27 protein-coding genes are annotated in these 26,655 nt (G+C 36.7%); 13 read left to right on the plus strand and 14 right to left on the minus strand.

What is annotated here, in order from left to right; genetic code table 11:
- Window positions 1-27: 27 nt before the first annotated feature.
- Window positions 28-405 (plus strand): LysM peptidoglycan-binding domain-containing protein, encoded by a 378-nt coding sequence (locus tag JM84_RS10295; RefSeq protein ID WP_013752065.1) that lies wholly within the window; start codon window positions 28-30, stop codon window positions 403-405.
- A 152-nt stretch (window positions 406-557) separates the two neighbouring features.
- On the opposite strand, the gene JM84_RS10300 is transcribed toward JM84_RS10295, so the two are convergent.
- From JM84_RS10300 to JM84_RS10310, 3 genes are all read right to left on the minus strand, one after another.
- Complete coding sequence (locus tag JM84_RS10300; protein ID WP_144784141.1) at window positions 558-2,024, minus strand: sigma 54-interacting transcriptional regulator; 1,467 nt, start codon at window positions 2,022-2,024, stop codon at window positions 558-560.
- A 95-nt stretch (window positions 2,025-2,119) separates the two neighbouring features.
- Window positions 2,120-3,241 carry a vWA domain-containing protein gene (locus tag JM84_RS10305; protein WP_013752063.1) on the minus strand — a complete coding sequence of 374 codons (1,122 nt, stop codon included), beginning with the start codon at window positions 3,239-3,241 and terminating at the stop codon, window positions 2,120-2,122.
- A gap of 83 nt (window positions 3,242-3,324) precedes the next feature.
- Window positions 3,325-3,915: a fasciclin domain-containing protein gene (locus JM84_RS10310; RefSeq protein WP_013752062.1), complete on the minus strand. Its 591-nt coding sequence runs from the start codon at window positions 3,913-3,915 to the stop codon at window positions 3,325-3,327.
- Window positions 3,916-4,170: 255 nt separating this feature from the next.
- Here JM84_RS10310 and JM84_RS10315 point away from each other — a divergent pair, with 255 nt between their 5' ends.
- From JM84_RS10315 to JM84_RS10340, 6 genes are all read left to right on the plus strand, one after another.
- Window positions 4,171-7,380 (plus strand): WD40/YVTN/BNR-like repeat-containing protein, encoded by a 3,210-nt coding sequence (locus JM84_RS10315; RefSeq protein ID WP_144784143.1) that lies wholly within the window; start codon window positions 4,171-4,173, stop codon window positions 7,378-7,380.
- The gene (locus tag JM84_RS10320; protein ID WP_144784145.1) at window positions 7,380-8,066 is read left to right on the plus strand and encodes a DUF2490 domain-containing protein; all 687 of its coding nucleotides are present in this window, start codon (window positions 7,380-7,382) and stop codon (window positions 8,064-8,066) included. Before JM84_RS10315 ends, JM84_RS10320 begins: the two co-directional genes overlap by 1 nt.
- Before the next feature lie 223 nt (window positions 8,067-8,289).
- Window positions 8,290-9,507, plus strand: coding sequence for a bifunctional alpha/beta hydrolase/OsmC family protein (locus JM84_RS10325; protein ID WP_144784147.1), 1,218 nt, complete (start codon window positions 8,290-8,292; stop codon window positions 9,505-9,507).
- Between the two features lie 180 nt (window positions 9,508-9,687).
- A complete protein-coding gene (locus tag JM84_RS10330) occupies window positions 9,688-10,191 on the plus strand; it encodes a hypothetical protein (protein WP_144784149.1) in 504 nt (167 codons plus the stop codon).
- A gap of 6 nt (window positions 10,192-10,197) precedes the next feature.
- Window positions 10,198-10,941, plus strand: a complete 744-nt coding sequence (locus tag JM84_RS10335; RefSeq protein ID WP_144784151.1) for an LVIVD repeat-containing protein — start codon at window positions 10,198-10,200, stop codon at window positions 10,939-10,941.
- Window positions 10,942-11,023: 82 nt separating this feature from the next.
- The gene (locus JM84_RS10340) at window positions 11,024-11,605 is read left to right on the plus strand and encodes a superoxide dismutase family protein (RefSeq protein WP_144784153.1); all 582 of its coding nucleotides are present in this window, start codon (window positions 11,024-11,026) and stop codon (window positions 11,603-11,605) included.
- Window positions 11,606-11,936: 331 nt separating this feature from the next.
- On the opposite strand, the gene yajC is transcribed toward JM84_RS10340, so the two are convergent.
- The 3 genes from yajC to nusB are packed head-to-tail and all read right to left on the minus strand — an operon-like array spanning window position 11,937 to window position 13,659.
- Complete coding sequence (yajC, locus tag JM84_RS10345; RefSeq protein ID WP_013752057.1) at window positions 11,937-12,236, minus strand: preprotein translocase subunit YajC; 300 nt, start codon at window positions 12,234-12,236, stop codon at window positions 11,937-11,939.
- Between the two features lie 5 nt (window positions 12,237-12,241).
- A complete protein-coding gene (locus tag JM84_RS10350; protein WP_013752056.1) occupies window positions 12,242-12,700 on the minus strand; it encodes a DUF1573 domain-containing protein in 459 nt (152 codons plus the stop codon).
- Window positions 12,701-12,747: 47 nt separating this feature from the next.
- Window positions 12,748-13,659, minus strand: coding sequence for a transcription antitermination factor NusB (gene nusB, locus JM84_RS10355; protein WP_261375723.1), 912 nt, complete (start codon window positions 13,657-13,659; stop codon window positions 12,748-12,750).
- 216 nt (window positions 13,660-13,875) lie between these two features.
- Here nusB and JM84_RS10360 point away from each other — a divergent pair, with 216 nt between their 5' ends.
- On the plus strand, window positions 13,876-15,633 hold the full coding sequence (locus JM84_RS10360; RefSeq protein WP_144784157.1) for an ABC transporter ATP-binding protein: 1,758 nt from the start codon (window positions 13,876-13,878) through the stop codon (window positions 15,631-15,633).
- A gap of 73 nt (window positions 15,634-15,706) precedes the next feature.
- Window positions 15,707-16,108, plus strand: coding sequence for a PUR family DNA/RNA-binding protein (locus tag JM84_RS10365; protein ID WP_013752053.1), 402 nt, complete (start codon window positions 15,707-15,709; stop codon window positions 16,106-16,108).
- Window positions 16,109-16,166: 58 nt separating this feature from the next.
- On the opposite strand, the gene JM84_RS10370 is transcribed toward JM84_RS10365, so the two are convergent.
- Both JM84_RS10370 and JM84_RS10375 read right to left on the minus strand, forming a co-directional pair.
- The gene (locus JM84_RS10370) at window positions 16,167-17,294 is read right to left on the minus strand and encodes a hypothetical protein (RefSeq protein WP_144784159.1); all 1,128 of its coding nucleotides are present in this window, start codon (window positions 17,292-17,294) and stop codon (window positions 16,167-16,169) included.
- Window positions 17,295-17,314: 20 nt separating this feature from the next.
- Entirely contained in the window at window positions 17,315-17,800 is a 486-nt protein-coding gene (locus JM84_RS10375) for a RidA family protein (RefSeq protein ID WP_144784161.1), read from the minus strand.
- A gap of 127 nt (window positions 17,801-17,927) precedes the next feature.
- Between JM84_RS10375 and JM84_RS10380 the strand changes: the two genes are divergently transcribed.
- The 4 genes from JM84_RS10380 (at window position 17,928) to JM84_RS10395 (ending at window position 21,308) form a co-directional block, all read left to right on the plus strand.
- Entirely contained in the window at window positions 17,928-19,463 is a 1,536-nt protein-coding gene (locus JM84_RS10380) for a helicase HerA-like domain-containing protein (protein ID WP_144784163.1), read from the plus strand.
- Window positions 19,464-19,555: 92 nt separating this feature from the next.
- Complete coding sequence (locus JM84_RS10385) at window positions 19,556-20,101, plus strand: hypothetical protein (RefSeq protein WP_013752049.1); 546 nt, start codon at window positions 19,556-19,558, stop codon at window positions 20,099-20,101.
- A complete protein-coding gene (locus tag JM84_RS10390) occupies window positions 20,101-20,463 on the plus strand; it encodes a cupin domain-containing protein (protein WP_144784165.1) in 363 nt (120 codons plus the stop codon). Before JM84_RS10385 ends, JM84_RS10390 begins: the two co-directional genes overlap by 1 nt.
- 8 nt (window positions 20,464-20,471) lie before the next feature.
- Window positions 20,472-21,308, plus strand: a complete 837-nt coding sequence (locus JM84_RS10395) for an alpha/beta fold hydrolase (RefSeq protein WP_144784167.1) — start codon at window positions 20,472-20,474, stop codon at window positions 21,306-21,308.
- Here the strand turns inward: JM84_RS10395 and JM84_RS10400 are convergent.
- Genes JM84_RS10400 through hisD form a run of 6 tightly spaced genes read right to left on the minus strand, consistent with a single transcriptional unit; the run spans window position 21,300 to window position 26,652 of the window.
- Window positions 21,300-21,857 (minus strand): DinB family protein, encoded by a 558-nt coding sequence (locus JM84_RS10400; protein WP_013752046.1) that lies wholly within the window; start codon window positions 21,855-21,857, stop codon window positions 21,300-21,302. The two genes, JM84_RS10395 and JM84_RS10400, sit on opposite strands and share 9 nt — an antisense overlap.
- Window position 21,858: 1 nt before the next feature.
- Entirely contained in the window at window positions 21,859-22,590 is a 732-nt protein-coding gene (gene hisA, locus JM84_RS10405) for a 1-(5-phosphoribosyl)-5-[(5-phosphoribosylamino)methylideneamino]imidazole-4-carboxamide isomerase (RefSeq protein ID WP_144784169.1), read from the minus strand.
- Window positions 22,587-23,168 (minus strand): imidazole glycerol phosphate synthase subunit HisH, encoded by a 582-nt coding sequence (hisH, locus tag JM84_RS10410; RefSeq protein WP_144784171.1) that lies wholly within the window; start codon window positions 23,166-23,168, stop codon window positions 22,587-22,589. Before hisH ends, hisA begins: the two co-directional genes overlap by 4 nt.
- The gene (gene hisB, locus JM84_RS10415) at window positions 23,168-24,304 is read right to left on the minus strand and encodes a bifunctional histidinol-phosphatase/imidazoleglycerol-phosphate dehydratase HisB (RefSeq protein ID WP_013752043.1); all 1,137 of its coding nucleotides are present in this window, start codon (window positions 24,302-24,304) and stop codon (window positions 23,168-23,170) included. The genes hisH and hisB overlap by 1 nt, the downstream gene beginning before the upstream one ends.
- The gene (gene hisC / locus JM84_RS10420; protein WP_013752042.1) at window positions 24,304-25,353 is read right to left on the minus strand and encodes a histidinol-phosphate transaminase; all 1,050 of its coding nucleotides are present in this window, start codon (window positions 25,351-25,353) and stop codon (window positions 24,304-24,306) included. Before hisC ends, hisB begins: the two co-directional genes overlap by 1 nt.
- Window positions 25,354-25,368: 15 nt before the next feature.
- Complete coding sequence (hisD, locus tag JM84_RS10425) at window positions 25,369-26,652, minus strand: histidinol dehydrogenase (RefSeq protein ID WP_144784173.1); 1,284 nt, start codon at window positions 26,650-26,652, stop codon at window positions 25,369-25,371.
- Window positions 26,653-26,655: the final 3 nt, after the last annotated feature.

Below are 26,655 nucleotides of genomic sequence, written 5' to 3' on the forward strand. Positions count from 1 at the left end.
AATCAGTAATAACAATAAACTTGAATAATGGTAAAAGCAAAATATCAAAACGTTCTTGATCTAGGAGAAAAACTAAACATCCAGAACGGAGATGTAAAAGAAGAAAACGGAGTACTTCACGTAACAGGTACTGCTACAAATCAGTATGAGAAAAACCAACTTTGGGATGCTATTAAAGCTGCTGGAGGAGAAAGTCCAAGTGATATAGTAGCCGATATTAAAGTTGCAGATACATCTGTATATGCACAACACACAGTGGTAAGTGGCGACACTTTAGGAAAAATTGCAAAGCACTATTATGGTGATGCAATAAAGTACAAAGAGATTTTTGAAGCAAACAAAGACATCTTAAAAAACCCAGATGTTATACACCCAGATCAAAATCTTGTGATTCCAAATTTATAAGATAGCATCATTTTCTTATAGATAATTATCTATAAGAAAAGCTCCCAAATTGGGAGCTTTTTTATTTTTAGTCTAAACTAAATTATATGCATAACCATCTATAAATCAAATATATAAATTGACCTATTAAAGTAATTATTTAATTACGTATTTTAGGCTAATCCTGACAAGTAAGACCCATAAAGATCATTAAAACGCATACCAGTCGTAAGCTTATATTTTGACAATTTCTTGAATTCTACTAGTCCGAAAAGTATAAATTCTTTTAAGAAATATGTATCCTCTTTTGCTATTTCAGGTTGATATTTCTTGATTAAATCATCAAGAGGTGTAATACTATCTAGCATAAGTTCATATTCTTTATTGGTAAGCGTATCTTCTAGCTCAAAACCGCTTTGCTCAAAAAACCATGCTAGTACTTCTTCATAAGGATCTTTCTCATCATCCTTAGTTAGTTTTTCAATCTTAGGGAAATAGTCATCAAACAAAGAAGCTGTTGCATCGCCTATTAAAATTTTGGCAACCTCTCCTGCACCTTCTTGTTCCCCTTCGTAAACAAGTTCTACCTTCCCTGTAATTGCAGGAACGATTCCTAGTAGATCTGAGTAACGTATCGTAGTAGTTTCATCTCCCGATAGCAACATACGACGTTCTGCAGTACTCATTAGGTTTTGAAAAGCAGTAATACTCATTCTGGCACTTATCCCACTCTTTTCATCTATAAACTCACTTTCACGAGCAACAAATCCTATTTCTTCAATTAAGTCTTTCACTAGATTAGGAACATGAACCTTCGTTTTTTGACGCTCGTCAAGATTTGCTTCTTGATCTGTTATGGTTCTTGCAATAGCTACTGTTTCTGGATAGTGGGTAAGTATTTGCGAACCTATACGGTCTTTAAGCGGTGTTACAATGCTTCCTCTATTTGTATAATCTTCTGGATTTGCAGTAAATACAAATTGCATGTCAAGTGGCAATCTTAATTTGAATCCGCGTATTTGAATATCTCCTTCTTGTAGGATATTAAATAGCGCCACTTGTATTCTTGCTTGTAAATCCGGTAATTCATTGATTACAAAAATTGATCTGTTTGCACGAGGAATCATCCCATAATGTATCACGCGATCATCTGCATAGCTCAGTTTTAAATTTGCTGCTTTTATAGGATCTACATCCCCTACAATATCTGCAACAGTTACATCTGGAGTCGCTAGTTTCTCTGCAAAGCGCTCAAAGCGATGAATCCATGTAATCGGAGTGTCGCTGCCTTTTTCTTCAATAAGCTCCGTAGCGTATCTAGAAATAGGATTAAGTGGATCATCATTAATTTCAGATCCGCCTACTATAGGCATCCACTCATCAAGTAGATTTACCATTTGACGTGCAAGACGTGTTTTGGCTTGTCCTCTTAGCCCAAGCAAGTTTATGTTATGCTTACTAAGAATAGCTCTCTCAAGCTCAGGGATAACTGTGTGCTCATAACCGTGTATATCTTCAAATGTAGGCTTACCAGATTGTAATCTTTCTATTAAGTGTTCTCGTAACTCATCCTTTATGCTACGAGATATCCATCCGGCTTCTTTAAGTTGTCCTAGTGTATTTATCGTTTCGTAATTCATAATATTTTTTTATTTCCTTTTTGTAATAGCTGCTTGTATCTATAGTCTACAAGCAACGGTATCTTCTTTGTAACAAGTGATTATTATAGAAGTTCTTACTTAATTCTCTTTTTTCTATTAGTCTCGTAGTCTTGAAAAATCATCTCACCTAATCCTTGCAGGCCTGTAAAAAATGCTTTTCCTTGGTTTGCTTCTGTAAAATTATCTACAAACTGTTGTAAATAAGGATCATTTGCTATCATAAAAGTGGTGATAGGTATATGAAGCTTGCGTGCTTGTCTAGCCATGCTGTAACACTTGTTTACAATATACTCGTCTAGTCCGTTAGGATTTTTATAATAGCGCCCATCTTTAAGTTTTAAACAAGATGGCTTCCCGTCTGTAATATTAAATATCTGTTTATTTGAGTTGCGCTTGCGCCTCAAGATATCCATAGCGAGATTAAGACCAGCTACTGTATTGGTGTGGTAAGGTCCTACTTGTAAATACGGTAAGTCTTTAATTTTAATAGGCCAGGCATCATTACCGTACACGATTATGTCAAGAGAGTCCTTGGGATAACGGGTGGTAATAAGCTGTGCGAGTGCCATCGCTACCTTCTTTGCAGGTGTAATACGATCTTCACCATAAAGAATCATACTGTGAGAGATATCAATCATTAACACAGTACTCATTTGAGCTTTAAAATGCGTTTCCTCAACGATTAGGTCACTTTCGCGTAAGCTAAAGTCATCTGCTCCATTATTAATTTGCGCATTACGCAAACTCTCAGTCATAGATATACGATCTAGCGGATCGCCAAATCGATATTCACGATGATCCCCCGTGTGCTCATCACCTCTTCCATTTAGTTTGGAACGGTGGTTTCCCTGGGAGCTTTTCTTGAGTTTACCAAAAATTTGATCAAGAGCACGCTTTCTTATGGCGCGTTCTGTCTTTTCTGTTATCGCGGTACCACTATTGCCGTCGGGCTTTAATTCTTCTCGTATATAGCCTTTATCCTTTAACTCTTGAACAAAGTCGTCTAGAGTGTAGTTCTCGTTTGTTAGTTTATATTCTTTATCCAAGTCTTTAAGCCAATCCATAGCCTCATCAAAGTCTCCAGAGGTATGTGTGATTAGTTCTTGGAAAATATCGAGCAACTGATCAAATAATGATTGTTGCGGAGCATCATAGGTTTTAAAGACAAACCCACTCCTTTCTTGTTGTCTTCTCATAGCTCTATAAAAATACTACCTAATAGTCCAATAAAAAAGCACCTCGACAGAGGTGCTTCATAAATCTTTATTAAGAAAGGTACTTATGCTTTTGGCATAATCACAGTATCAATAGCGTGTATAACTCCGTTTGAAGCTGCTACATCTGTCATAATGATTGTAGACATTCCGCCCTTAGCATCTTTGATTACAACATTCTCTCCATCTAACATTAAAGTAATTTTCTGTCCCATTACTGTATTAGTCTCAAAAGATCCGTTGTTTTCTTTAATTGCTGCGACAACATCACCAGCCATATATTTTCCAGACACTACGTGATATGTAAGAATATCAGTTAACATTGCTTTATTTTCTGGCTTTACCAGAGTTCCAACAGTTCCTTCTGGTAATTTAGCAAATGCATCGTTAGTAGGTGCAAACACAGTAAATGGTCCTGCACTATTTAACGTTTCTACTAATCCAGCCGCTTTTACTGCTGTAACGAGTGTTGAGAAATTCTCATTTCCAACGGCAATCTCTACTATAGTACCAGGCTCATCCATCACTGGCTCCTCTACTTCCATTGTTGCTTCTGCTACTTCGTTGTTTACTTCTGTAGTTTTCTCTTTAGTTCCTTCGGCACATGAAGCAAATAATAATCCTGCTCCTGCAACCATTAATAACATCTTTTTCATAATAATTGGTTTTTTGAATATTAATTTGTTCAAAGATAATGCCATTTCATTAGACAAACCATAATAATATCTCAATTCCTTGTTAATCATTTCATAAAGCTTTCAAAGTTTTAAGTTATGCTTTCGCGAAAGCGTGAATAAAACCTTTACAACATAGCTCATCCATTAACATCCCTTTAAGAATTTCAAATTAGCTTTTCTTTAACTTTAGTCCCTTGACTGTAACGTCATAAAGAATCAACCAAATAATATAAAATGAAACAACTCTTCTCTCTGTTGCTACTGTGCGTCTGTACGGTAGTTTCTGCCCAAAAACTTGACATGTCTTTACTAAAGGACATGCAACCACGTAATATAGGTCCAGGCGGTATGTCTGGTCGTGTGACTGCAATAGATGTAGTTACAGATAATCCAGATGTAATGTACGTAGGTACTGCTTCTGGTGGTCTATGGAAATCTACCTCTGGCGGAATTAAATGGGATCCTATTTTTGAAAACGAGCTTACGGCATCAATAGGGGCTGTTGCGATACAACAATCTAATCCATCTGTGATATGGGTAGGTACGGGAGAAGGTAATCCTCGTAACTCTCTTAATGGTGGTTATGGTGTTTATAAATCTCTTGATGGTGGTAAGTCTTGGAAGTCTATGGGACTTGAGAAAACTAGACATATACACCGCGTAATTATAGATCCTACTAATCCAGATATCGTTTACGTAGGCGCTATAGGTTCGCCATGGGGTGAACACCAAGAAAGAGGTGTTTATAAAACTACAGATGGTGGTAAGACATGGAATAAGATCTTATTTACAAACATAAAGTCTGGCGTTGCAGATATGGTGATGGACCCAACTAATCCTAACAAGCTTATTGTTGCCATGTGGGAACACAAGCGTGATCCATGGTTTTTTAAATCTGGTGGTGAAGGTTCTGGCATCTTCATGACTCATGATGGTGGTGCTACTTGGAAACAATTGAGTGATAAAGATGGTTTACCTAAAGGCGAACTAGGACGTATAGGTTTATCTATCGCCCCAGGAAGCCCTAATGTAGTGTATGCACTTGTAGAGGCAAAAAAGAATGCTCTATACCGTTCTAACGACGGTGGTTTCAACTGGAAGAAGATTAACGATAAGAGTGATATAGGGAACAGACCATTTTACTACAGTGATATTCACGTAGATCCTCAAAATGAGAATCGTGTATTTTCGGTGTTTACGTATGTAAATGTATCTGAAGATGGCGGAAAGAATTTTGACCAACTTATGGGAGCGTATGGAGTAGATAATGGAGTGCACCCAGATCACCACGCATGGTGGATTCATCCTAATAATGGGAAGTTCATGATGGACGGTAATGACGGCGGACTTAACATCACAAAAGATGGTGGTAAAACATGGCGTTTTATAGGAAACTTACCTGTAGCACAGTTCTATCATATTAATGTAGATAATGAATTTCCTTATAATGTATATGGAGGAATGCAAGATAACGGCTCTTGGAGAGGTCCTGCTTATGTGTGGAAAGCTCAAGGAATACGTAATGATTACTGGCAAGAGATTTCCTTTGGAGATGGATTTGATGTAATTCCTGATCCAGATGATAGTCAGTTTGGGTGGACTATGAGTCAGCAGGGATCTGTGAGTCGCTACGATTGGAAAACTGGAAACAACTATGGAGTAAAACCTACACATCCAGACCCAGATGTATTTTTACGTTTTAATTGGAACTCGGCTATAAACATTGATCCTTTTGATAATAGCACTATTTACTTTGGAAGTCAGTTTGTACATAAATCTACAGATAAAGGACTTACGTGGGAAGTGATCTCTCCAGATCTAACGACAAACGATCCAGAGAAACAAAAACAATCAGAATCTGGTGGGCTTTCTATGGATGCTACAGGAGCAGAAAATCATACAACGATTCTTGTAATTGAGCCTTCGCCATTAGAAAAGAATATGTTTTGGGTAGGTACAGATGATGGTCGTGTTCATTATACTCAGAATGGTGGGCAATCTTACACTGATGTATCAAAAAGCCTAAAAGGGCTTCCAGAAGGAAGCTGGATTGTACAAATCAAGGCTAGTAATAAAAATAAAGGGGAAGCACTATTAGTCGCAAATGATTACCGTCGTTTCAACTATACTCCTTATGCATACAGAACTACAAACTATGGTAAATCATGGACTCGCATTGTAGATGAAAATGATGTACAAAGTTATGCGCTAGCTATTATAGAAGATCCAGAAGAGAAAAACCTACTCTTTCTAGGTACAGATGATGGCTTATATGTGTCTATTGATGCTGGTAATAACTGGCAAAAATGGACTAAAGGATTCCCTACCACTTCGGTCAAGGATCTTGTAATTCATCCTAGAGAGCAGGATCTTGTAATTGGAACTTTTGGACGTGCTGCATGGGTTCTTGACGACATAAGACCGTTACGAGCGATTGCAAAGGATAGAAGTACGCTTTCGCGAAAGCTTCAACTCTTCAACCCTCCGACAGCTTATGATGCCGCATACCAGCAACCTACGGGAAGTCGTTTTGGCGCAGATGCTCTTTATAACGGAGAAAATCGCGGAAGTGGAGCGCAAATAGCGTATTACTTTGTAAAAGATGAAACAGCATCTTCAAAAACATCCACAGATGATACTGATGAAGAAGATACTGATAGCGATACAGAAGTTAAAAGTGTAACGTGGGATTCTATCCATTTAAAAGTATACGACGGCGCACGCCAGATTCGTCATTTGAAGTGGAAAACTCCAGACAGTACAGGAATTCATAAAATGACTTGGTATATGCGTGAAGCTGGTGGAGATCGTCCTTCTCGTTCTATTAGAAAATCTAAGAACGAGCCGGGAGGAGTTTCTGTAAAGCCAGGCACTTACAAACTAGTAATGCAATATGGTGATCAATCAAGTGAGTCTTCTATTGAAGTAGCGAGTGATCCTCGTTATGACGTTCCTGCTAAGGCTATTAATGATGCTTATAACACCGGAAAGCAACTTGAAGCAATGACACAAACTGCTGCAGACGCTGTAAAGCAACTAGTACAGAGCAAAACAATCGCTAGTGACTATAAGAAGATGATTAAAAAACTAGATGATGACAAGGCTTATAAAAGCGAACTCAAATCTATAGGAGAAATGACTAAGCGTATTGATAAGGTTATTGCTCTTTATATAGGTACTATAGATAAAAGACAGGGGATTACTCGTAATCCAGAAATCACCGTCATGAATCGCATAAGATCTGCAAGTGGTTACGCTCGTAGTCGTCCTAATGGACTTACATCTACAGAGACTACTTTAATATCGCATGCTCGCAACGAGTTACAAACTGCGCTTGATAAGACAAATACCTTCTTTGCAGAAGAGTGGGCTCCATTTGAGAATAAACTCAAAGCAATGAATGTAAGTGCATTTAAAGAAATCAAAACCTTTACCATAGACTAATGAGAAAAGGAATTCTTTTAATAGTATTTACCATAATTATGACAGCCACCCTTACCGCGCAAGATCGCGGTGAGGACAAGCTAGGATCATGGGGTATGCTCTTTACTACAAATCAAATCTCAGAAAAATTAAGTATACACGCAGAGGCGCAGTATCGTACTTATGAATTTGGGAACAATTTTAATCAGTTGCTATTGCGTACTGCTTTAAATTACCATATTTCTGAGAATGCTATGGCATCTTTTGGCTATGGATATATCACTACAGACACCGACTTTGAGGAGTTTGACGGTGAAAAGAATGTAACTGAAAATAGACTTTATGAGCAATTTGTATTAAAAAACTCCTTGGGTAATTTTAAATTCAGTCATAGGTACCGTTTAGAGCAACGCTTCATTAATAGACCTTTTGGTGAGAACACTACAGAGCATAGAGCACGTTACTTTTTACGAGTAACCTATCCTCTTAATGACACCTGGTTTTTAACGGCTTATGATGAGATTTTTATTAATCTGCAGAATGACTTTTTCGGTCAAAACCGTTTATATGGCGCAGTAGGATATAATTTCAATAAGAATGTGAGCACGCAAGTGGGCTATCTTAAAAATGATTTTTCGGTAGACACCTACGATCGTTTTCAAGTAGCACTGTTTATCAAAACAGATTTAAGAAAGAAAAAAGGGTGACATTATTCACATAGTATTGAAAAACCTCAATCTTATGATTGGGGTTTTCTTTTTTACGCTTTCGCGAAAGCGGGATAAAAATATGATAAAAGTGTAAAAATTATCAAGAACAAGCTCTTTAACTTACTAAGTAGCCGTAATAATCGTACATTAAAATCTTTAAAGATAGGTTGCTCGATTTCCTACGACAGAAGAGCTACAACCATTCAACTAATAACTTATTATGAGATCTAGCAAGATAAATTTTACAAATGCACAAGGAGAAGTACTCTCTGGAAAACTTGACTTACCAGCAAACCAAGACCCACATAACTTTGCCATTTTTGCTCATTGCTTTACATGTACAAAAGATTTTAGCGCAGTGCGCAATGTGAGTCGCGCTTTGGCTTCACAAGGGTTTGGAGTACTTCGCTTTGACTTTACTGGTTTAGGAGATAGCGATGGAGACTTTGCCGATACTAATTTTTCTAGCAATGTAGATGATCTCATAAGCGCTGCAGATTTCCTTGCCAAAGAATACAAAGCTCCTTCCCTACTGGTAGGTCACTCGCTAGGAGGTGCCGCTGCAATTTTTGCTGGAGGCAAGATTGACACTATAAAAGCCGTTGCGACTATAGGCGCTCCTAGCAACCCTGTACACGTTCAAAAACAACTAGGCGCACAGCTCGCAACTATAAGAGAAGAAGGCCAAGCTCAGGTAAAACTAGCTGGGCGTGACTTTACGTTTAAAAAACAATTTATAGACAATCTAGAAGAAAATTCATGTGTAGATGCTGCTCGTGACTTGCACGAAGCGTTACTCATACTTCACTCACCGCAAGATGATACTGTATCTATTAAAAATGCAGAAGAGATTTACCTTGCAGCACATCATCCTAAAAGCTTTGTAACTCTTGATGGGTCTGAGCATTTATTAATTGACAAAGAAAATGCTTCTTATGTAGGAAAGATTATTGCGGGATGGGCTGCTCGATATATCCCTACTGAAGATGAAGCTTCAATAAGCACCACACACCAAGTAGTAGCAAGCCTAGATGCCGAAGATGGATTTTCTACACTTCTTAAGCTTGGAAGCCACCACATGAAAGCAGATGAGCCTGCGCGCGTAGGAGGAAATGACTATGGCCCTACTCCTTATGAATTACTAGCAGGAAGTTTATCTGCCTGTACTGCGATGACCATACAGATGTATGCAAAGCGTAAAAACTGGCATATTGAAAATGTTGAGGTACATACTAGCTATTCAAAAACACATGCTCAAGATTGTGCTGTTTGTGAAGAAAGTGATACAGCAGGTAAAATAGATACGTTCCATAGAGAAATTAAAATCACATCAAATCTTGATGAGAAACAACTTAAACGCATCTTACAAATTGCAGATAAGTGTCCAGTTCATAAAACACTACACAGCGAGACTCAGGTTCTTACGAAGTTAATATAGGATAGTTACGCTTTCGCGAAAGCGTACTTACTTAAATCAATAATACATACATCAAAAGTTCGAAAGGGATGACATATCCTTTTCGAACTTTTTTTATTGCCTACGTTATCAAATTGTAAATTACTTGCGATACACGCAACGCAAAGGAGATTCATGCATCTAGTTATAAACTACAACATTATGAAACACGTATGTATCCTACTACTCGTATCTTTCTCTCTACTGAGCTGTGTCACAGACAGAAGTAGTGATGATATAGATACTATTGATCTATTATCAAACTACGATGCGATTACTCTTGATCGTCCCACTTTTGAAGCAAGCGTCACTCTTGAAAACGCAAGAAACATTATCAACTCAGGGAAAATTTATGTCATTAATGATTTACTCTTTGTAAATGAAAAGAATGAAGGCTTTCACATTTTTGATAATGAAGATCCACAAAATCCTGCTGCCCTGGCATTCATTAAAGCTCCTGGTGCAACAGATCTCGCTATTAAAAACAATGTGTACTATATCAATCAAGCTGTAGATCTCATAGCAGTTACTTATGATAAACTTAATGCAAATCTGGTTGTCACGAAACGCATACGCGATGTGTTTCCCGTAAAACAATCTCCAGATGGATATATTCCAGATGTGGAGGATGGAGCTATAATTATTGATTACGAACTTCAAAACTAATTCAAGATGAGAACATATATTTTTATACTAGTATTTGCAATCGTTTCATTAGGATGCAGTTCAGATAGTAATGAGGGAAGCAGCTTTAATAATGCTGATAGTATAGGTCAAGGTGGTTCACTAGCTACTTTTGTTATTAAAGGAGATTACCTTTATACCGTAGACAATGAAGATTTAAATGTTTTTAATATCACTACAACTACAGATCCCGTACTTGTAAATACAGTTCCTATTGGTTTTGATATTGAAACTCTATTTAGCTACAGAGACTACCTTTATATAGGTTCTCGAAACGGAATGTTTATTTATGATGTGAATAATCCAGAGTTTCCTGTACAATTATCATCTGTGCAACATTTTACTTCTTGTGATCCTGTCGTAGCAAATAGCAATTATGCTTTTGTGACATTATGGAGTGATTTAGGATGTGGAGGTTTTGTAAATCAGCTAGAGGTTTATGACGTATCTGACGTGCTTAACCCTATGCTTGTTAATATTCGCCAACTTACATTCCCAAAAGGTCTAGGACTTTACGGAGACTACTTAATAGTATGCGATGATGAAATCAAAATATTTGACGTAACAAACCCAGCCGAGTCTGTGCTAGTGCATAGCATTGATAGACTGGCATTTGATGTGATAATCCAAGGAGACTTGTTAATTGCTGTAGGAGAAAGTGGCGTTTTTCAATACGCACTAAATGCTCAAGATATTACAGACACACCAGCCCTAAGTATCATAAGTATCTAAAAGGTTTTATAAATGTTTAGTATTTCTTAGCTAACCTTGGTATCTTAGAGGTTATTAAACACTAATCACAAAATTTTAAATTATGAAATTCAAGTATATTACCCTAGCAATACTAGCGACAGCAGCACTTGCAAGTTGTAAAAAAGATGTAAAGACTGTAGAAGAAGTTGAGGAGGTAACTGTAGAGGTTGAAGCTCCTGCAGCACCTCTAGCGCAAAAAATTATAATGAAACTCGAACCTAAAAGCGATAGCAAAGCTACTGGGAGTGTTGTTTTTAAAGAAGAAGATGGCCAAGTAAGTTTTACAGCTGTTATAGGTGGTCTTGATGAAGGAATGCATGCAATACACATACACGAGAGTGCAGATTGCTCTAGCGCAGATGGTTCATCGGCTGGAGGACACTGGAATCCTACTAACGAGCAACACGGTAAGTGGGGAGCAGCAGAAGGCTTCCATAAAGGAGACATAGGAAACTTCCCAGCAGACGAAAGCGGAAATGGAACTATCACTATGAGTACAGATCAGTGGTGTATAGGTTGTGGAGATCCTAAAAAAGATATTGTAGGAAAAGCTATTATTGTACATCAAGGAACAGATGACTTTACATCTCAACCTAGTGGTGCAGCTGGAAAGCGTATCTCTTGTGGAGGTATTATTAAATAAGAAATACCACAAACAAGCTTATAAGAAGAGCCTCACCATAATGGTGAGGCTTTTTTATGCGTTATTGTGACCATATTAATTGGTATTTACGTGTATTAGAATCTTTTTTACATAATACTAGGGAAGTATCACTCGCTATAAATAAGACGTTACATAGTTTCTGTTACATCCATATCTCTATGGTTGATGATATAAACTGAGTTATTTCGCTACATATTACTCATAGCAAACGAGCCATGCTTATTAAAATTTGTAACTAGAAAATATCATCACGCAAAAAAGCCCTCGCAAATGCGAGGGCTTTTTTTTATAGTAAGTTCTTTTAATAAGATTACTTCTTAACTTCTACAGCAGATTTTTTTAAGGCCTGACTCATCTCAATAGATAGAGCAGATCTCTCAAATTTCATTTTACCTGACATTGTTTCCAATACACAAGTACCGTTATCATTAAGCTCAAGAATTTTACCATGTAATCCACTTTTTGTGATCACGCGATCTCCCTTAGCAAGATCTTTATCAAAGTTCTTTTCTTGTTTGAGTTTTTTACGCTGTGGTAATACAATAAAAAATACTATAAATACCGTAAAGAGTAAAAGTGGGCCTAGTATGCCCTGCATTCCTTCGCCCATAGTGCTTATTTAGCTGCTCCAGCAGCAGGGTTTACAAATGCTTTGATAAGTACAGTTTCTGTCCCTTTCTCAGTGTTTGCTTTAATTGTAACAGTTTTAGTTACTTGATTTGCACCACTACCGTTATATTTTACAAGTAGTTCACCTTTTTCTCCTGGAGCTACTGGATTTTTAGAATATTCTGGTACAGTACAACCACAAGAACTCTTTGCATCTACAATTACTAATGGTGCTTTACCAGTGTTTGTAAATGTAAATTTATGCTCTACAGTTGTTCCCTTTTCTATGTTTCCAAAATCAAATTCAGATTCATCAAAAGCAATAACTGGATATACAGTAGCTTGTGCATCTCTCGCTGCAGCAACTTCTACATTTTCTTCTTTTACTTTGCTAGCTGCATCTTCCTTACATGAAGTAAATACCATAGCCGAAAGTACTCCTAAAACTAATAAACCTTTTTTCATTGTTGTTTTTTTATTAAATAATGATATGTAAAAATAAGAAAATTTAATTATTTTAAACCTCTACCCTCTTTCTTTAACCTTTTTTCTGACTCGTACTGTTTTACCAGTTTGTCAAGTATTCCGTTTATAAAAATACTACTCTTAGGGGTTGAGTATTCCTTTGCTATCTCAAGGTACTCATTAATAGTCACTTTCACCGGAATAGTAGGGAATTTCAAAAATTCGCAAAGTGCCATTTTTATCAATACCATGTCTACATCTGCAATACGTTCTTTATCCCAATTAGGTGTGTTTTCTGAGATTTCAGAAGACAAGAACTCTTCATTTGCAATAGTTTTCTCAAGTAAGGTAGTTCCAAATAGTAAATCCTCATCATTCTTAAACAATACTGGAAGCAACGTAGAGTCTGGAGATGCAGGTTTCATCTTCCCTATTCTTTTTAATACAGCCATATTCACCATAGGCACATCATCTACCCAAGTAAGGCGTGAATCTTCTATATAATCGTACAATTTATCATTAGGGGCGATAATTTCTGTGTAAGCCGCAACAAGGAATTTTTTATCTAATTTAAAATCAGCTTCCTCTTGTTCCATGTAAGAGACGTATAATTCACTATTTATAAGCTCATTATAAATAAGAGTTACATACTCATCATTCATTCTCCAGTTCTTGAGTTTACGCTTACTTACCTCGTCGCGTAGATCTGCATTGTCAGATAATTTGACAAGCACTTGGTTTTGGATAAACTTTGTATTGGGATTTTTTTCTTCTTCGGTTGCTAGAATCTTTTTAGAGAATTTTTCTTGTTCCGCTTTCGCGAAAGCGTGAACCTCCACCATTAAATCTAGCATTAAGAGATACAGATTGTACATCTGGTTCATACTCTCTACTGTAAATTTATCTTCTTGTTGAAGATCAAAATGCTCCTTACTACCTAGTGCGTAGATGGTTTGCATTACTTTGACACGGATATGGCGTCTGTTTAACATAGCGACAAAGAACTTTTAGTTTGGTTATAAAATGAAATAAGATCATTTTTAAAATCGGTGCAAAAATACAGTATTTCTAAAAGTATCTCCATGTTTTATGGATTATGTTACACTAAAATTTGGCTCGCATAGGTCTTAAAAAAAACCGACCTTAGCGGTTCAAAAAAACTGCACAATATCGCCATGGGCGCACTACAATCATTAAACAAATATTTCTTACGCTATAGATGGCGTCTTATCGCTGGGTTTTTCATTGTTATTGCTGCAAGATTCTTTGCAGTTTTTAATGTGGATATCGTAGGTGACATCATAAACGACGTAGAGATTTATATCGACGCTGGAGAAGATAACCTTCCTGGACTTAAAAAATCGATGCTTTTTAAACTGGGCTTATTATTAGGAGCGGCATTACTTTCTGGGTTCTTTACATTCTTAATGAGACAACTTATTATCGTAGTCTCTCGATATATAGAAGCTGACCTTAAAAATGATGTGTACCAGCAATACCAGAGACTAAGCTTAGGTTTTTACAAACAGAACAGAACCGGAGATCTCATGAACCGCATCTCTGAGGATGTAACTAAAGTACGTATGTACGTAGGTCCTGCAATTATGTATCTCTTGCAAGCACTTGTTCTATTTGCTGTAGTAATACCTTATATGGTGAGAATGGCTCCTTCCCTAGCCGCTTACACACTTATTCCATTACCTATATTGTCTATTGCTATTTATAAACTAAGTCGTGCGATACATGTAAGGAGTACTATCGTTCAAGAGTATCTCTCAAAACTTACTACGTTTACTCAGGAATCCTTTAGCGGGATATCTGTGATTAAAGCTTACACGCTAGAAGCAAATACCTTTAAAGATTTTGCACAACTTAGTGAAGATAGCAAAGAGAAAAACTTAGATCTTGTAAAGGTACAAGCCTTCTTCTTCCCTCTTATGATAGGATTAATAGGCGCTAGTAACCTTATTGTAATCTTTGTGGGAGGACAGCAATATATAGACGGTACTATACCAGATTTAGGTACACTAGTAGAGTTTATAATGTATGTAAACATGCTTACCTGGCCTGTGGCTACGGTAGGATGGGTTACCTCGATAATTAAAGCTGCAGAGGCTTCACAAATACGTATTAATGAGTTTCTAGAAATAGCACCTCAAATTCAGAATACGGTAAGTAACCACACGCCTATTACAGGTGCTATCGAATTTAAGGATGTTACATTTACCTATGATGACACAAATATCACAGCCTTAAAGAATGTATCTTTCTCTATTAATCCTGGACAGACCCTTGCTATCATAGGTCCTACAGGTTCTGGAAAGTCAACTATACTTGAGCTTATAGGTAGATTATATGACGTCACAGGTGGTGTAATTCAAATAGACGGTTATGCTATGAGAGACGTTAATCTTGACGATTTGCGTTCAGAAATAGGGTATGTACCTCAAGATGCGTTCTTGTTTTCTGATACCATAGGTGAGAATATCAAGTTTGGTGATACAAACGCAAGTGATGAACAGGTTTACGCTTTCGCGAAAGCAGCATCTGTACACCACAACATCATTGATTTTAAAAATGGTTATAACACCATTCTAGGAGAACGAGGAATCACTCTTTCTGGAGGTCAGAAGCAGCGAGTATCTATAGCAAGAGCGCTTATAGGCAACCCTAAAATATTACTTCTAGATGACTGTTTAAGCGCAGTTGACACCGAGACAGAAGAAGAAATACTTAACAATCTAGAGAAACTAACTGTCGATACTACAACCATCATCGTGAGCCATAGAATATCATCTGCAAAAAATGCTGACCAAATTCTTATTATTGAAAATGGAAAAATAACACAGCAAGGCTCTCATAATCAACTAATAGAACAACAGGGATACTATAAAGAACTTTACGTAAAACAACTAGACGAAAAAGAAATGTAGAAATAATTGGGCAATGGCTAATTTTTTATCATTTTTGAAGTAGATAAACACAATCCAAACAATAAGGACTATTATGAGTGATTACGAAGGACGTGACAATGAAGAGATTTTCTCAAAAGTATTAAGAGCAGGAAGACGCACTTACTTTTTTGATGTAAGATCTACGAAGGCAGGAGATTATTACCTTACCATTACAGAGAGCAAGAAGTTTACAAATGATGATGGGTCTTTCCATTTTAAGAAACATAAAATCTACTTATATAAAGAAGACTTCGCAGGTTTTACAGAAAACTTGAATGATATGACTTCATATATTCTTGATGAAAAAGGGGAAGAAGTAATATCAGATCGTCACCAGAATGATTACTCACGCCCAGAGCCAACAGAAGTTGTAGACTCAGGTGCTGTTTCTTCAGAGAAGCCTAGTAGCATGAGCCCAGATAAGTTTACAGATGTAAGCTTTGATGATATTTAAAGATTAAATTGCTTAAAATATTTAAATACCACTTCTCACGAAGTGGTATTTTTTTTTGCTAGTCTCTTATGAAAATTACTTCTTGAGGTCTCACACTATCCGTTTCTAGCGTGAGTATTACTTCCTTATCTAAGCTCATTAATACCACAAGACCATACGTAATATTATCTTCCATATACGTTCCCATCACAACGTATGTTCTCGTATCTAGATCTATTGACGTATTTATAATATTGATCCCTCGACCCGTTTCTTCAAAAATTCTATTTATTAAATCTGTACTATTATAAGTAATAATAGTATCTGTTTCGTAGGAGTAGATACTAGAAACAATCCCATCAAACTCCTTAAAAACCATCTCATTTTGAGAAAAATGCGCCTCATTAAAACCGTCACTTATACTTAATCCCAAAGGAAACGAATTAACCTCGCTAGTAGTAAAAGTATTTATATCAAGAACGACATGAGACACTGCATTGCCATTAAAACTAAATAGATACATCTCATCACGCACATCATTGTACATAAAAACACCATACTCACTTACATCTATAACACCTAAGCGCTCGCCATCTATTGCGCTATTTACATAGAGATTACGCACTCCCGTAAAAGTATCTACAGCTATGGCAAAAGATCTATTATCGCTGGCAAAGACATTAAATTGAACAGGCGCTATATCTGCGTTACCTATATACGACTCTGAAGACGCTCCTGATAGTTGGTTATAGCTATGCACATATATATTACAACAAGTACTAGTAGCATCTAGGTAATAGGTGAGTAAACCTTGATCTGCATTTATAGTATAGAAATTATTTGTAGTATTCTCAGGATTGAAAAAATCTGTTGCACTTCGCATACCGTCTGTAGCCACATCGTAAAATACATAAGAAGTAGTTGGAAAATCTAGAGCAAATGCAAGTTCTGTTCCTATGGTACTTTGCAAAAACCCAAACTCAAATCCTATCGTTTCTTGAAGATTTGTAGTTATCATATCCTCATAAGATGCGGTCCACTTCACTAAGTTAAAGTTTGCTCCTGTATTAAGATCGTCACCTAATATAGCTATCGTAGGTAATGTTATTTGCTCTTCATTAATAGCTGAAGAAAATGCGTCGTCATTATCGCAATTTATAAATACGATACATGTAAGTATGAAAGAGAACCTGGTTAATAGCTTCATTTTTTTCTAAAAGGTACTTATTAATTTTTAACAGCGATCACCTCTATCTCAATTTTTGCACCTAGAGCTAGTGCTTCGACGGCAAAGGTTGTTCTAGCTGGTTTCTGAGGAAAATAAGAGCTATACACTTCAGTAAATGCTTTGAAGTCTTTTATATCATCAAGTATTACTAATGCCTTCACCACATTACTCATATCCATATCGTGCTGCGCTAATACCTCTTTTATGTTTTCAAGGGTTTGCGTTGTTTCGGCAGTTATTCCACCAGGTACTAGTGTGCGGTTTTTTTGATTTAAACCTATTTGACCAGAGAGAAAATACATCTCGCCTACTTGTACTACATCAGAAAAAGGAGCGTCTTTCTTTGTGATCTCGTGAGACTTATGAAAGACAGGTTTTTCATTAATTTCAACCTTGGTTTCTAGTGCTGGTCTTGTAAGAGAATGTCTTTCTTGACAAGACAAAAAAAGTAATAAACACGCGGCGAATAAGGAAAGTCTTTTCATATAGATTGTTTTTTAGACAATAAATGTACACATAGATGAGAACCTTTTTTAAGGATTACGTATTTTTAAACTTTTAGATTACATGATGTAGTACGCTTTCGCGAAAGCGCACTAACAACCTACCCATATGGATAAAAAACAAGAATTTCTAGAATTTATTAAAGCAGGAAATACGTTTAAGGGAGACTTTATAACGATGGGAGCTGCGATGCTAGATGGTGAGACGATTACAAATGCACACGTAAAAGTGCCCCTTAAAACCTTGAATCGTCACGGCCTCATAGCCGGAGCAACTGGAACTGGAAAAACAAAAACACTACAAATAATAGCCGAAAACTTATCTGACAAAGGTATCCCTGTACTTTTAATGGATATGAAAGGTGATCTATCTGGTATTGCAAAAGCAAGCCCAGGACATGCTAAAATAGATGAGCGCCATGCAAAAATTGGAGTTCCCTTTGAAGCAAAAGATTTTCCCGTAGAACTTCTCACACTCTCAGATCAAAATGGGGTGAGATTAAGAGCTACAGTAAGTGAGTTTGGACCTGTGTTATTTTCTCGTATTCTTGATGCTACTGTTGCACAATCTGGTATTATCTCTATTCTCTTTAAATATAGTGATGATAATAAATTGCCTTTACTAGATTTAAAGGATTTCAAAAAAATCTTGCAGTACGCTACTAAGGAAGGTAAAGGAGAGATAGAAGAAAATTACGGAAGAATATCTCCTGCATCTTCTGGATCCATCTTACGCAAGATAGTAGAACTAGAACAACAAGGAGCAGATATCTTTTTTGGAGAAAAATCTTTTAATACAGATGATCTTACTAGAAAAACTGAGGATGGCCGTGGCGTTATAAACGTGATTCGTCTTACAGATATTCAAGATAGACCTAAACTGTTTTCTACATTTATGCTAAGCTTGCTGGCAGAGATTTATTCTACCTTTCCAGAACAAGGAGACAGCGGTAAACCAGAGCTTGTAATCTTTATAGATGAAGCACACCTTATATTTAAAGAAGCCTCAAAAGCACTTCATAGTCAGATAGAAAGTATTGTAAAATTAATACGTTCTAAAGGGGTTGGAATTTATTTTGTAACACAGAACCCAACAGATATTCCAGACGGAGTATTGAGTCAGTTAGGTCTAAAAGTGCAACATGCTTTACGTGCATTTACTGCAAAAGATAGAAAAGCCATAAAACTTACTGCCGAAAACTATCCAGATTCTCCATACTACGATACCAAGTCGGTACTTACCTCGTTAGGTATAGGGGAAGCATTAATTTCTGCCCTTGATGAGAAAGGTCGCCCTACTCCACTTGCTGCAACAATGTTACGTGCTCCTATGTCGCGTATGGACGTGCTTACTCAAAAAGAGATTGATAGTATTAATGATAGATCTGAACTAGTAGAAAAGTATAGCGAACTCACAGACCGTGAGAGTGCTTATGAACTTTTACAGAAAAAGATAGATAAAGCAAACGAGTCTGAAGCAAAGGAAAAAGCCAAAGAAGAACGCGCCAAAGCAACAAAGTCTTCTTCTAGATCATCTAGTTCAAAAAGCACACAAAGTGCTGGAGCAAAAGCATTAATTAAGGTACTTACCAGTGCTACAGTAATACGCGGAGTATTTGGAATACTTGGTAAAATGCTGAAATAATTAGAAATCATTAAAATGATTAAAAGCTAACCTAACGGTAGTTTTATTACAAATAATAGCATCCATCACACATGAGGTGCATCAATATTTTTATGAAAAAACACATTATAACATTATCAATTTTAGGACTTATACTCGCAAGCTGTAGTAATTCTGGCAACTTTAGCATCTCAAAGGAAACTGTAGGGCCACTTACAAAGACTACTAAGGTAAGCGAACTCAAAACAACTTTTGCAAATGATAGTCTTGTAGATGCTACAGGAGCTACAGACTTTAAAACGCCACAAGGATATGTGACCGTTTTTGAAAAAGGAGGTAAAAAGCTATTAGAACTAGGTCCAAGTTCAAATGAAACTGATGCGACTATCAACTATATTCGAGTATATGATGAGCGCTTTAAAACAACCGAAGGTATCACTACCAAAAGCACTTTTAAAGATATTCAAGATGGTTATAAAATCAAGCGCATAGACAACTTGATATCTACTATAGTTGTTCTTATTGAGGATAATGACATCTTCTTTACAATTGATAAAAAGCACCTTCCATCTGAGCTTATGTTTGACACACAATCAAAAGTAGAGTTCTCTCAAATACCAGATGATGCACCTATAAAATATGTTCAAATAAGCTGGTAATGATTAAAAAATATAAGATTCAGAAAAGTCCTTTTGTAGTTCCTACTACAGATGGTAAATTAATAGAAGAACACTGGGGTCGTGCTACAGACGGTAATACTGCTGTAAGTATTGCTCATATGGTTGCTCCGCCAGGATGGAGTGAGCCATTTCAAACTCCAGAGTTTGATGAGTATACTTATATCATACGTGGTAAAAAACAATTTATCATAGAAGACGAAACATTAATACTAGAAACGGGGCAAAGTATTAAAATAGATCGCAACACAAGAGTGCAATACAGCAATCCATTTAATGAGGAATGTGAGTATATGTCTATTTGTACTCCTGCATTTTCGCCAGATTCCGTTAACAGAGAATAATATTACTATTGAAAAAGTCACTACAACGCCTTATACCTAAACTTATAGGGGCAAAAATTAATAGCATTAGTATTGTAAATCCTGCAGCAGCAGCGCAGCAGTCATTTAATATCTTTTGTACGCCACGTAAAGGCAGGCCTTTTGGTGAGCAAATCCCATATTTAGAACAACCAAAATTTGAAAAATTAGATTCTGGATCCTGTGAGCTTCAGTCATATCATTGGGAAGGAACTGGCAAAAAGGTTCTTCTCATTCATGGCTGGGAGAGCAACACCTACAGATGGTATAGACTTATAGAAGATCTACAGAAAGAAAATTACGACATCTATGCAATAGATGCACCTGCTCATGGATACTCAACTGGAAAATTACTTAACGTTCCAAGATATGCTCAGGCAATAGAAACTGCTATCAATACTTATAAACCTGATCACATTATCGGGCACTCGATAGGCGGTCTTGCTACGGTGTTTCATCTGTTTACTTACAAGCCTCAAGGCTTGACATCTGCAGTGATCTTAGGATCTGCTTCAGAGCTTGCAGAAATTATGGTGGGCTATAAGGCAATTCTTGGCTTGAATAATAGAACTATGACTGCCTTAGAAAAATTAGTCAAGGAATTATTTGGTTATAATTTTAAAGAATTTTCTGGAGCTACTTTTGCAAAATCTCTTACCCTACCGGCGTTGATTATTCATGATAAGTATGATAAAATAACGCCTGTCTCTGCTTCACAAAATATCCATAAAAATTGGAAAGGAAGCATCTATATTGAAACCGAAGGCTATGGACATTCCTTGTATCAAGAAGAAGTACGTAAGCATATTATAGATTTTTTAGCTTAAATCTTCTATATCTTCAATGTCATCTTGAGAACTTTTAGGACCTTCATTGTGTACATTTAAATCATAACCCACGTAAAAACCTAATGGTTCATCTATAATTAATTTGACTTGTGAAGCAACTTGACCAGTATGAAATGAAAAATGCTCTACTGCGTGAAGCACAAGTCCTATTCCAGAATAATTGAATCCTTGCACTTGTCTTTTATTCAAAAGATTTTCAGGCAATGCATCTTCTATTATAATAGTTGCAGACTGTACTGTAAGCAACAATTTTTGAAGAAGCTCATCTCTTGTATAACCGTCTTCTGTCGAAAATTCTAACTCACGATCACGCTCATCTGGCTTGCCACCAAGTCCAGATATTATATACTGAGTAAGATTGCCACAGATATGTAATAGTTGGTTACCAAGTGTATTGAGCGCTTGATTTTGCTTTATCCAGATTTCGTCTTCTGAGATTTTGGATAAAGCAATACTAATCATACGCACATTTTCGTCTAATCGAAAAATAGCATTTTCTTTAAAATCTTCGTGCCAGCTACTTTGCATACTACGCCTTTGTTTCTAAAATATAATTCTCTAACTGCTTTAATGAGATTCTATTCTCATAAATAGCTTTTCCTATAATCGTCCCTTCGCAACCCATCGCTGCAAGCTTAGGAAGCTCATCAAATGTCGAAATTCCGCCTGACGCAATTAATTTCAAATCTGGAGTACTTTTTAATATCTCCTCATATAAGTCAAAACTAGGACCTTCAAGCATACCGTCTTTACTTATATCTGTACAAATAGCATAAGACACCCCTTCCTTGTTGTAAGAGTTTATAAACTCTACCACATCATCATCAGACTCTTCAAGCCATCCAGAGATTGCAATTTTTCTATTATGAGCATCTGCTCCCAAGATAATTTTATCACTCCCAAATTTTGATAACCAGCTCTTAAATGTCTCTGGATTTTTTACAGCAATACTTCCACCAGTGATTTGAGAAGCACCACTTTCAAAAGCAATCCTTAAGTCCTCATCTGTTTTCAATCCTCCGCCAAAATCTACTTTTAAACTCGTTTGAGAAGCAATTTGTTCCAGAATTTTATGATTTACAATATGCTTACTCTTTGCGCCATCCAGATCTACAAGGTGTAAGTGTGTAATCCCGTGTGCTTCAAATTGCTTTGCAACCTCAAGCGGATTTTCATTATACACTTTCTTCGTTGCATAATCACCCTTAGAGAGGCGTACACAAGCTCCCTCTATGATATCTATTGCAGGTATAATCCTCATAATTCTAAAAAGTTTTTAAGTATTTGTTCTCCCACAACACTAGATTTCTCTGGGTGAAACTGTGTTCCATAAAAGTTATCCTTTGCAAAAGCACTTCCGTAAGGAATTCCATAAGAGGTGGTTGCTATGGTTTCGGTAGTTACTGGAGCATAAAAACTATGCACCATATAAATAAATGATCCATCCTCTACTCCTTTAAACAATGGAGATTTAAGATCTGTGATCTTGTTCCACTGTATTTGTGGGACTTTTACGCTTTCGCGAAAGCGTATCACATCTACATCAAAGATTCCTAGACCTTCTGTATTACCTTCCTCAGAACGGTTGCACATAAGTTGCATCCCAAGACAAATTCCTAAAACAGGCTGCTTTAAAGTAGGAATTACGTTATCAAGACCCGTTTCTCTCAGTTTTGACATGGCACTACTCGCCTCACCTACTCCAGGGAAAATCACCTTATCTGCCGACCGAATTTCTTCTTCATCATTGCTCAAAGTAGCTTTAAATCCTAAGCGTTCTATCGCAAATTTTATGCTCTGTATATTACCAGCGCCATAATTAATTATTACTATTTTCATTACAGCATACCTTTTGTGGATGGTAAAATCATCTTATCTGCGTCTCTCTTTACCGCTACTTTAATAGCCTTTGCAAATGCTTTAAAGATGGCCTCTATTTTGTGGTGCTCGTTTGTTCCTTCGGCTTTGATATTAAGATTTGCCTTTGCACCATCTGTAAACGATTTAAAGAAGTGATAAAACATTTCTGTAGGCATTTTACCTATCATCTCACGATTAAAATCTGCTTCCCAAACTAGCCAGTTTCTTCCTCCAAAGTCTATAGCAACTTGCGCAAGACAATCATCCATAGGCAAGCAAAAACCGTAACGTTCTATTCCTAATTTATTTCCTAAAGCGATGGCGAACACTTCTCCTAGGGCGATTGCCGTATCTTCTATCGTGTGGTGCTCATCTACTTCAAGGTCTCCTTTTACTTGGATATCTAGATCCATTTGCCCGTGACGAGCAATCTGATCCAGCATATGGTCAAAGAATGAAAGACCAGTATCTATATTTGATTTACCAGTACCATCAAGGTTCAGAGTAATGTTTATGTCTGTTTCATTCGTTTTTCGCGAAAGCGTAGCTACACGTCTTTCTAACTTAAGAAACTCATAAATCTTCTGCCAATCGTTAGTCTCTAGGGCAATATCTTTATTTAAATCATCTTGTGAGATAGTGATTTCTCCCGTACCAAGATTAGTATCATCATTAATAAATATACCCTTTGCCCCTAAGTTTGTTGCAAGTTGCATATCTGTAAGGCGGTCACCTATTACAAAAGAGTTCTCAAGATCATACTCCTCAGAAAAGTATTGCTTTAGTAAACCAGTTCCAGGTTTTCTAGTGTCTTTATTTTCGTGCGGAAATGTGCGGTCTAAAAATACATTATCAAAAACAACACCTTCGTTTTCAAAAGACTTCATTATAAAATTGTGCACTGGCCAGAAGGTGTCTTCTGGAAAAGAGTCTGTACCTAAACCATCTTGATTTGTAATCATTACAAGCTCATAATCGAGCTCCTGCGCAATCTTACCTAACCAAGTAAAACACTTAGGATAGAATATCATTTTTTCAAACGCATCGATTTGTTCATCTACCGTTTCTTTAATCATTGTACCATCACGGTCGATAAAAAGGACTTTTTTAGCCATTATTTTAATGTATTTAATGCGTTTATAAGTTGTGTATTTTCTTCTATAGTTCCTACTGTAAAACGTAGTGTATTCTCACACAAAGGTTGTGTGCTTCTGTTACGTACAACTATCCCAAGAGCTATAAGTTGCTGATATCTCTGGTTTGCATCATCTACTCTCGCAAGTATAAAGTTTGCATCAGATGGGAAAATCTCTTTAACAAATGATACTTCTTGTAAGACCTTTGATAAAGCCGCTCTGTTCTCTAAAAGCGTATTTATTTCTGTATTTATAGTCTCCGTTTGCACCAACCTATTATAAGCTCTTTCTTGTGTAAGAGCGTTTACGTTATAGGGAGGTTTAATTTTATTTAAAACAGTAATAATCTCATCACTTGCAATGCATAAGCCTAAACGTATACCTGCAAGGCCATACGCCTTAGATAGTGTTTGCGTGATTATTAAATTAGGATATTGAGATAATTGTTTTGACCAACTTTCTGTAGTTGCAAAATCTATATATGCTTCATCAAGAATTACTAGAACTTTAAAAGTTTCTAAAATCTCAATAATAGCAGCTGCATCAATAACATTACCCGTTGGATTGTTTGGCGAGCAAATAAAAATAAGCTTTGTATGCTCATTTATGGCAGCCAAAATACCCGCAGTATCAAGTTGGAAATCTTGATTAAGTAAGACTTCTGTATTTTTAATATCATTAGTCCCAGCAAGTACCTTGTACATTCCATATGTAGGTGGTACAGTGATGATTTCATCCTTGCCAGGAATACAAAATGCTCTAAATATTAAATCAAGCACTTCATCACTACCGTTACCCAATAACAGTTGGCTCTCAGAAATACTACGCTGTGCAGCTATAAGGCTCTTTAAAGTGCGTTGCTGCGGATCTGGATATCTATTTACACCATTTTCAAATGGATTTTCATTTGCATCAAGAAATATCATTTCCTCATCAAAATCTGTAAACTCATCTCTAGCAGAGCTATAAGCTTGCATGCTTGCCACGTTAGGACGGACGAGACTAGAGATACTAAAGGTTTTATTCATACTAAAAGGTGTAGCTTATTGTAATTTTTTAAGTCTGAGAGTTACTGCATTTTTATGTGCATCAAGTCCTTCTGCAGCAGCCATAAGCTCAATAGCTGGACCTATATTTTGAATCCCTTTTGGTGATATTTTTTGAAAGGTCATAGACTTCATAAAACTATCAAGATTTACACCGCTGTATTGTTTTGCATAACCATTAGTAGGTAGGGTGTGATTTGTTCCAGATGCATAATCTCCAGCACTCTCAGGCGTATAATTACCTATAAATACAGATCCTGCATTCATGATATTATCCACATAAAAGTCTTCATTTTTCACGCATACAATAAAATGCTCCGGGCCGTACTCATCAATTAGTGCTAAAGCAGTTTCATCGTTTTCAACATATATTAGTTTACTGTTTTCGATGGCTTTTTCTGCAATATGCTTTCGCGAAAGCGTACTCATTTGCATTTCCACTTCTCTTTCTACATCATCTATGAGTTTACGAGAAGTTGCTACTAAAATAACTTGGCTATCAACACCGTGCTCTGCTTGGCTTAATAAGTCTGATGCTACAAAACTCGTATCTGCCGAATCATCTGCCACCACTAATAACTCTGAAGGTCCAGCAGGCATATCAATCGCTACACCATGCTTTGTTGCTATTTGTTTTGCAACTGTGACAAACTGATTTCCTGGACCAAATATTTTATATACTTGGGGTACAGTCTCTGTTCCAAAAGTCATCGCGGCAATCGCCTGGATACCTCCTACTTTAAAAATTTTAGTAACTCCGCTCAGCTTTGCGGTGTATAAAATTGCAGGATTTACATTTCCATTTTTATCTGGAGGTGTACATAATACAATTTCTTTACAACCAGCAATATTTGCTGGTGTCGCAAGCATCAATATTGTCGAAAATAATGGCGCTGTTCCTCCAGGGATATAAAGTCCCACTTTTTGAATAGGTCTTTTTTCTTGCCAGCAATCTACTCCCTCTACTGTAGTAACTGCCACTCTAGACGTTTTTTGTGCTTTATGGAAACCTTCAATGTTTCCTTTTGCTAGCTGTATTGCTTCTTTTAACTCTATAGGTAAAGAATTTTCGGCTTCTTGTATTTCACGATCTGATACAGCAATGGCGTTTAACGTGACCTTATCAAAAATAGCCGTGTATTTTGCAACCGCTACATCGCCGTCTGATTTAACTTCTTTAAATATATTATTTACAGTTGCTTCAATATCATCAACTGTTTGAGTAGGTCTTTTAAGGATACTCTCCCACTCACTTCTTTCTGGATTATAGATCTTATTCATAGC

The organism is Dokdonia sp. Hel_I_63, assembly GCF_007827285.1.
GTDB lineage: Bacteria > Bacteroidota > Bacteroidia > Flavobacteriales > Flavobacteriaceae > Dokdonia.